Below are 7,934 nucleotides of genomic sequence, written 5' to 3'. Positions count from 1 at the left end.
ATAAAGTTTGAGACATTGAATTATGCTATTCAGGATGTTCGGAAAGAAGCAAGACAAGCTGCTGCTATTGGTCTAGCAGTATCTAATTTAAGCTATGACGATACACCGGGAAAATTAAGTTTTTCACTTGGTACGGGTGTATGGCGCAGTCAATCTGCACTTGCTATTGGAGCTGGTTATATGTCTGAAAATGGAAGATTTCGCTCTAACGTATCTGCAACGAGTGCTGGGGGACATTGGGGTGTAGGTGCTGGATTTAGGGTAACACTGAATTAACAATAGAAAATTCGAAATAAATTTTCCTTCTCTTATCAAATGCGTTACATGTGCCATTTAAAGAGAAGGAAAGTTATTTTCATCATAAATGAATAGCAATAGAAGATAAGGGCGTATTTCGAGTAAAAATATATTTTTTATTGTGAAATTTTATATCAAAAAATCATTTATCACCTCCAAAAGGAATTATTTGAGTAATCGATATTTATTTTTAAGAAAGTTTTGCCTTCTTGTCTCATCAGACAAGGGTGAAAATTTTATAAGAAGTGATATTTTACACAGAAATTCATAGAGTAGTATACTTGTAAAGTTTTATATTGTATTCTGTAATAATAATCTTAGTGGGACTAATTTTAGTTACAGTGAAGCATTTTAACAAAAAACTACAAATGCCAGAGGGATGTTTTCATATAAATTAACAGAGTACGTGTAACCGCACAATATTTGAAAACTATACAGTTTATAATTTTATAATAGAATATCCACTAGGGGTATTCTTAAAGAAATAAAAAGTCTCATTTTTTCCTTGCTATTTTTTAATAATCTGTATAGAGTGCGAAAAATTAATTAAAAGAAACTAGAAATCTTCTCGCAAAGCGGGGTGCGGTAAGTTATGGCAAAATTACAAAATCACAATCATCTAATCTCAAAGAGCTTTAAGAGATACAAATATAAAACTCAGGGATATCTCGCTTATTTTCACGACAAAAGCACAATAACCCTACAAAAAACGCTCTAAATTACTCAACAACAACTTAACTCCCTTGCGCAATAAACATTTTATTGCCTCTTAAACACACAACCCCTAATAATAGTACACAAATATGTTTTTTCTACACTTTTTTCACCTTTCTTCACCTTTAAATTTAAAGGCTCTGCTGAAGAAAAGCACCCCTCCTTAAAGGGGGATAAATAAAAACCACATTAATTGGACTATCGATCAACGTCGACTTCTATCTCATTGATATCTTAGATAGTCCTCTTCCGCATTATGACAACCCTAATCTTTTATAAAACAAGAAAAAACAATCTCTGGAGCTTAGTAGCACCGGAATATGTCTTTTTGATGTTTTAAATATCTTTTTTTACTTAGAGGATTTATTATGAAAAAAATATATACCACACCACACACGCTAGCAGTGAGTAATTTAAAAAATTCTTGCTCGTCTTATCGATTACCTTTTATTAAAACGCTTTCATTAGTGTCAGTAGCTGTCTTTTTATCAAATGCTTCTCCTGTTTTTGCTTGTGATCTTTGGGGTAATGTAGCACAGTATTTTGGCGGAGGTACAAATATACGTAAAAGTATTGCGCCAACCTATATAATTAACGGTAAAATATATAGAGATGTTGGCTCTGCGCTGTATGGTTTGGAGAATTATGTCGCTGAAACCAGGTATGATAAGCTTGTTAAGCAAGATAGCTCAGGGCTTATTACAATTGGTGCGGACGTAGGTGGTAATAGAATAACTATCGCAAATAGCTCTCATGGATTGAGGACTCTTACTGGTGTTGCTGATGGTTGGGTTTCGCCAATCTCGTATGATGCAGTCAATGGTTCTCAGCTTTTTTCCCAAGGCATCAGTACTGCGATCTCTTTTGGCGGTGGTGCTGGATACGATAGAAAAGGAAACTGGATAGCTCCTACTTTTACAGTTAAGGTCTTTGATAAAAATGGTAATGGAGCTGAAAAGGATTATAAGAATGTTGCGGATGCCTTTACTGGCGTAAGTAGTTCTTTCACGAATCTTGATGCAAAGATTGAAAATATTAAGGTAGCAAGTAATAGTCTTGTTAAGCAAGATGATACAGGACTTATTAGCATTGGTGGAGAAGTAAGTGGAACTAAGGTAAGCATTGCAAACGTTGATAATGCAGTTCGGACTCTTTCGGGTGTTAAGGCTGGTTCGATTACAGCAGCGTCCACTGATGCGATAAATGGTTCTCAACTTTATTCCATGAGCAATGTAGTCGCAGGCTATTTTGGCGGTGGTGCTGGCTATAAAGATGGAAACTGGAGTGCTCCTACTTTTACAGTTAAGGTCTTTGATAAGGATGGTAATGGAGCTGAAAAGAAGTATACTAATGTTGCGGATGCCTTTACTGGCGTAAATAGTTCTTTCACGAATCTTGATAAAAAGATTGAGAATATAGTCATTGATGCGACAGGTAACAGTCTTGTTAAGCAAGATGATGCGGGGCTTATTAGCATTGGTGGAGAAGTAAGTGGAACTAAGGTAAGCATTGCAAACGTTGATAATGCAGTTCGGACTCTTTCGGGTGTTAAGGCTGGTTCGATTACAGCAGCGTCCACTGATGCGATAAATGGTTCTCAACTTTATTCCATGAGCAATGTAGTCGCAGGCTATTTTGGCGGTGGTGCTGGCTATAAAGATGGAAACTGGAGTGCTCCTACTTTTACAGTTAAGGTCTTTGATAAGGATGGTAATGGAGCTGAAAAGAAGTATACTAATGTTGCGGATGCCTTTACTGGCGTAAGTGGTTCTTTCACAAATCTTGATAAAAAGATTGAGAATATAGTCATTAATGGGACAGGTGATGATCTTGTTAAGCAAGATGATGCCGGACTTATTACCATTGGTGGAAAAGTAAGAGGGGTCCAGGTAAATATAGCAAATGTTGATAATGTGGCACGGACTCTTGCGGGTGTTAAGGCTGGTTCGATTACAGCAACATCGACTGATGCGATAAATGGCTCTCAATTTTATGCCATGAGCAATGTAGTTGCTAGCTATTTTAGTGATAATGCTGGATATGATAAAGATGGAAACTGGAATGCTCCTACTTTTACAGTTAAGGTTTTTGATAAAAATGGTAGTGGGACTGAAAAGAACTATAAGAATGTTGGGGATGCGCTTTCTGGTGTAAGTAGTTCTTTTACGAATCTTAATCAAAAGATCGAAAGTGTGACAGGTGATAGTTTTGTTAAGCAAAATAGCGCTGGGCTTATTACGATTGGTGGAGACAAGGGTGGTGATAGAATAGATATTGCAAACGGTATTAATTTTCCACGAGTTATCTCTGGTGTTAAAGGGGGTGCATTTACGGCAACATCGACCGAAGCAGTAAATGGTGGTCAAATTTATTTGATGGCTCAGACATTTGCAAGTTATTTTGGCGGTGGTGCTGGCTATAAAGATGGAAAATGGTCACATCCTACATTTACAGTTAAAGCCTTTGATAAGGATGGTAATGCAACTGAGAAAAACTATACTAATGTTGCAGATGCGTTTTCTGGCGTTAATAGTGCTTTCACAAGTTTGAATGAGGAGATTGTTAAGATAAAGAATAAGCCTGGTATTGAAGAAAGGGAACACATCCATCAAGACGGTGATTTGAATGATATTATTTCAGAAGGCTTTCCTTTTATGAGAAGCTTACCTAGTGCTTTAGGTAATGTGAAGGTTCCAACTACGATAACTGTTGCTCCTAAATCACCATTAAAACAAGTAAGTTTTATGAGTAGTGAAGGTGAAAGCCGGCGTCTTTTTGATATTGCTGCTGGTGAGATTTCAGAAACGTCGACTGATGCTATAACTGGTTCTCAGCTCTATTCGATAAACAACCAGATTGCTACTTATTTCGGTGGTGGTTCTGGATATAAAGGTGGAAATTGGAGTGCTCCGACTTTCACAGTTAAAGCCTTTGATAAGAATGGTAAGGAAACTGAGAAAAAATATACTAATGTTGCAGATGCATTTGCTGGCGTTAATAGTGCTTTGGCAGGTTTAAATGAGCGGGTTATGAACGGTATTGGTGAAACAGAGGGTAAACCACAAAATGGTGATCCTTCGGATGTTATTTCAAAAGGCTTTCCTTTTATGAGAAGCGCACGTTTTCTAAGAAGCTTACCTCTTGCCATAGATGAGGAAGAAAGCGCCATAGATGAGGCGGATAATTCAACCACGGTAACTGTTGCTCCTAGTGAAATTTTAGAAAAGTCAACTTATGAGGTGACTGACAATCAGTTTTCACAGATGAGTAACAGGGTAACAGGCGTTGAAAAAAAGGTAGACAGCGTTACAGACAGGGTAACAGAAGTTGAAAACAAGGTGAATGTTGCGGTTAGCTATGATACCGATGATAGCGGAAAGAAAATCAATAGCATCACTCTAAAAGGTGTCGATGACAGTGAGCCTGTTTTGATTACTAATGTTAAAGATGGAAAAATTGAACATGGCTCTAAGGACGCAGTGAATGGTGGTCAGTTATACGATCATACCGATGAGCAGATGAAGATTACTCTTGAAAGTGCGAAAAAGTATACGAAAGATCAAGTCGATAATGGTGTTAATGAGGCGAAATCCTATACCGATATGAAGTTTGACGCACTAAGTTATGATATTACGAATGTGCGCAAAGAGGCAAGGCAAGCAGCAGCGATTGGTTTGGCAGTCTCTAACTTACGTTACTTCGATGACCCAGGATCTGTGAGTGTTTCATTTGGTGGCGGTTTTTGGCGTGGACAATCTGCCTTTGCGATTGGTGCAGGTTATACATCTGAAGATGGCAAGATTCGTTCTAATCTATCAGCAACCAGTGCTGGCGGTCAGTGGGGTGTAGGTGGTGGAATAACTCTGAAATTAAAATAACACCAGAGAATATGAAAAACTACAATTTAAGCGAAGTTTCGCCCTTGTCTTCTTAGACAGGGGCGAAATTTTATATTATAGAGAAGTAATATTTTACAGAGAAGGCCATAGAGTAGTATATTTATAAAGTCTTATAATAATTAGAGTCTTATACCAATGTATTTTATAGTAATAATCTTAGTGAGATTGATTTTAGTAAGAAGTAAAGCACTTTAACAAAAATTTTACAAATACAGAGTAGTACTCTCAGTGCGTAATTGCGCAGTATTTTAAAACTGTACGTTCTATAATTTCATTGATAGAAAATATCCATTGGGGGATACGTTTAAAAATTTAAAAATCCTATTTTATTATTTTATTTATTTGCTCTGTACATAGCAGTAGCAATCATGAGGCACGCAACAGCAGCAATTATTAGTAAGACTCATTTTGATCAAAATGGGACACTTAAATAAAACTATGAAACAGAATCTCTAGACAAGTCTATAGTGCATGGAATCTATGAGTTTTAAAGTTATAAGGATATTTCACGGTTATATAAATCGGAAAGACTCATTCTGTAAAAATAATTAAATTCATTTTCTTCTTGCTATTTCACTCAATAGTCTATAACATCACAAAATATTCTTTAGTAAGACTCATTTTGGCAAAAACAGAAAAATGCTCGCAAGGGGGGGCAGTTGATTATGAACAACACACACAATCATCCTTATTTTACTCTAAAGCTTAAGAGTATGCCGCTTATCCCTGCGATAAAAGCGTAATAATTTCACAACAAGTACTCTAAATCATTCAGCCAACAACTTAAACTTTTCCCCTAATAATACCTTACAGCTTCTTAATCATATAAAATGAACTCTTTTACTTTTAAAATTATAAACCGCAGACCTAACAATAGGGTGCAAGTATGTCTTCTTCATACCTGTTTTTCACCCTCATCCAGGAGTTTTGTTGCAAAAAAAGCACCCTTCTTAAAGGCGGAAAAAATAAAAAACCCATTAACCACATCGTTTATCAAGATTAATTGCAACCTTGCTAGACTTCTAATTACTTCTGTTCGCCTCTGCGGCAAACTCAAACTTTATAAAGAACAAAAAAATCACGTCGTTAATCACTCCTAACACTGAAATATGACTTTTTAATGTTCTAAATATGTCTTTCCTATTTGGAGAATTTGTTATGAAAAAATTATATACCACACCAAAAGCGCTAGTGGTGAATGATTGTAAAGATTCTTGCTCGTTTTATCGACGGCTTTTTATTAAAGCGTTTTCATTGGCTTCAGTGATTATATTTTTATCAAATGTTTCTCCTGTTGCTGCTGCTACTCAGATTTTAAATAACATATCAAACGACTTTAGTGGTGGTACAAATGCGCTTAAAGGTATACCGCCAGCCTATGTAGTTGGCAGTAAATTGTATAGAGATAGTGGCTCTGCATTTGTGGAGGGGGAGGATGCTCCCAAGAACTTAAGTCTTAATATTAAGTTTCAGACTAAAGCTGCTTTTGATACTGCATTTGCAGGTACGGAAGGTTATAAGAATGTAGAAGGTTATAAAAGTGTTGCGGATGCATTTTCTGGCACTAATAGTGCTTTGGCAGCTTTAAATCACCAGATTGTTGAGATAAAGGAACCCCATGCTATTGGGGAAAAACAAGATAATCCATCTCAAAGTGATGATCAGCATAAGAACACAGGTAGCTTTTCTCTTTTAAGAAGCTTATCTCGTGAACTAGCCCGAGCGGATGATGCAAGTATGGTAACTGTTGCTCCTACCTCACCATTAACTCAAATAACTATTCGGAATAGTAAAGGTGAGACACGGCGTCTTTTGGATGTTTCTCCTGGTGAGCTCTCAAAAACGTCAACCGATGCCGTTAATGGTTCCCAGCTTTATACGTTAGGCACTGGGGTTGCAAAATCTTTAGGTGGTAATGCTAGTTATGCGGATGGAACTTGGAGTGTACCTACATTCACGGTTAAGCGCGTGAAAGAAGATGGCAAAACAGAAGATAAAGAGTATCATGATGTAGAAACAGCGTTTGCTGGTGTAGGAACTTCTTTCGTAAATATGAATAATTCTATCACGAATATTAAAAATGAACTTAGCAAAGATATTGCTGAAGCAAAGAGTGATTCCTTGCATTGGAGCGATACTGCACATGCTTTTGTAGCGACGCATGGAGAGAAAGATAGCAAAAGCAATAGCAAGCTTACATCTCTTTTAGATGGCGTCATTAAGGATGGTTCCACGGATGCTGTAACGGGTAATCAGCTTCATGCTCTAGGTAGCAGTGTTGCAAAATCTTTAGGTGGAGGAGCTAAGTATGAGAATGGCACGTGGAATGCTCCTACATTCAAGGTTAAGCGATTTAATCCTGATGGTGATGTTACTGATTCGACTTATGACAGTGTCGCGTCTGCCTTTGCCGGTGTTGGTGATTCTATCACGAATATTAAAAATGAGATTAGCAAAGAAATTGCTGGTGAAAAGAGTGATTCTTTAATCTGGAGCCAAACGGCGAATGCCTTTGTAGCGACGCATGGTGAAGAGAATACAAGTAGCAAGATAACGTCTCTTAAAAATGGAGACATTAGTAGAACGTCAACGGATGCTGTAGCGGGTAATCAGCTATATGCCCTAGGGAGCGGTGTTGCGAAGTCTTTAGGTGGTAAAGCTAAGTATGAGAATGGCACATGGACAGCTCCGACTTACGAGATCTCTAATATTTCTGCAGATGGTGATGTGGGAAAGACGAGCTTCAATGATGTTGGTAGTGCCTTTGCGGGTCTTGATACGAGTGTCAAGAATGTGAACACACATCTGTCTAATGAGGTTAAAAAGTTTGATGAAAAACTAAGTAATATTACTCAAGCGGTTAATGGTGATGCTTTATTATGGAGCGACACTGCACATGCCTTTGTAGCGACGCATGGAGAGAAAGATAGCAAAAGCAATAGCAAGCTTACATCTCTTTTAGATGGCGTCATTAAGGATGGTTCCACGGATGCTGTAACGGGTAATCAGCTTCATGCTCTAGGT

General features: G+C 37.5%; 2 protein-coding genes and 1 pseudogene. All 3 read left to right on the top strand.

All coding sequences use genetic code 11. The annotated features are described in order from the left end of the window. Nucleotides 1-276, top strand: a 276-nt coding sequence (locus tag ACFIL3_RS08425; RefSeq protein ID WP_375613878.1) for a YadA-like family protein, incomplete at its 5' end; no start/stop codon positions are given. A gap of 1,103 nt (nt 277-1,379) precedes the next feature. Further along, nucleotides 1,380-4,889 (top strand): YadA-like family protein, encoded by a 3,510-nt coding sequence (locus tag ACFIL3_RS08420; RefSeq protein ID WP_375682073.1) that lies wholly within the window; start codon nt 1,380-1,382, stop codon nt 4,887-4,889. Nucleotides 4,890-6,068: 1,179 nt separating this feature from the next. Further along, a pseudogene (locus ACFIL3_RS08415) lies at nt 6,069-7,934 on the top strand (hypothetical protein); the annotation flags it as partial.

It is taken from the genome of Bartonella sp. CE47NXGY, from assembly GCF_042195415.1.
In the GTDB taxonomy this organism is placed as follows: Bacteria; Pseudomonadota; Alphaproteobacteria; order Rhizobiales; family Rhizobiaceae; genus Bartonella.
Note: the sequence above shows the minus strand (reverse complement) of the source record. Positions and strands in the feature narration are given on the sequence as shown.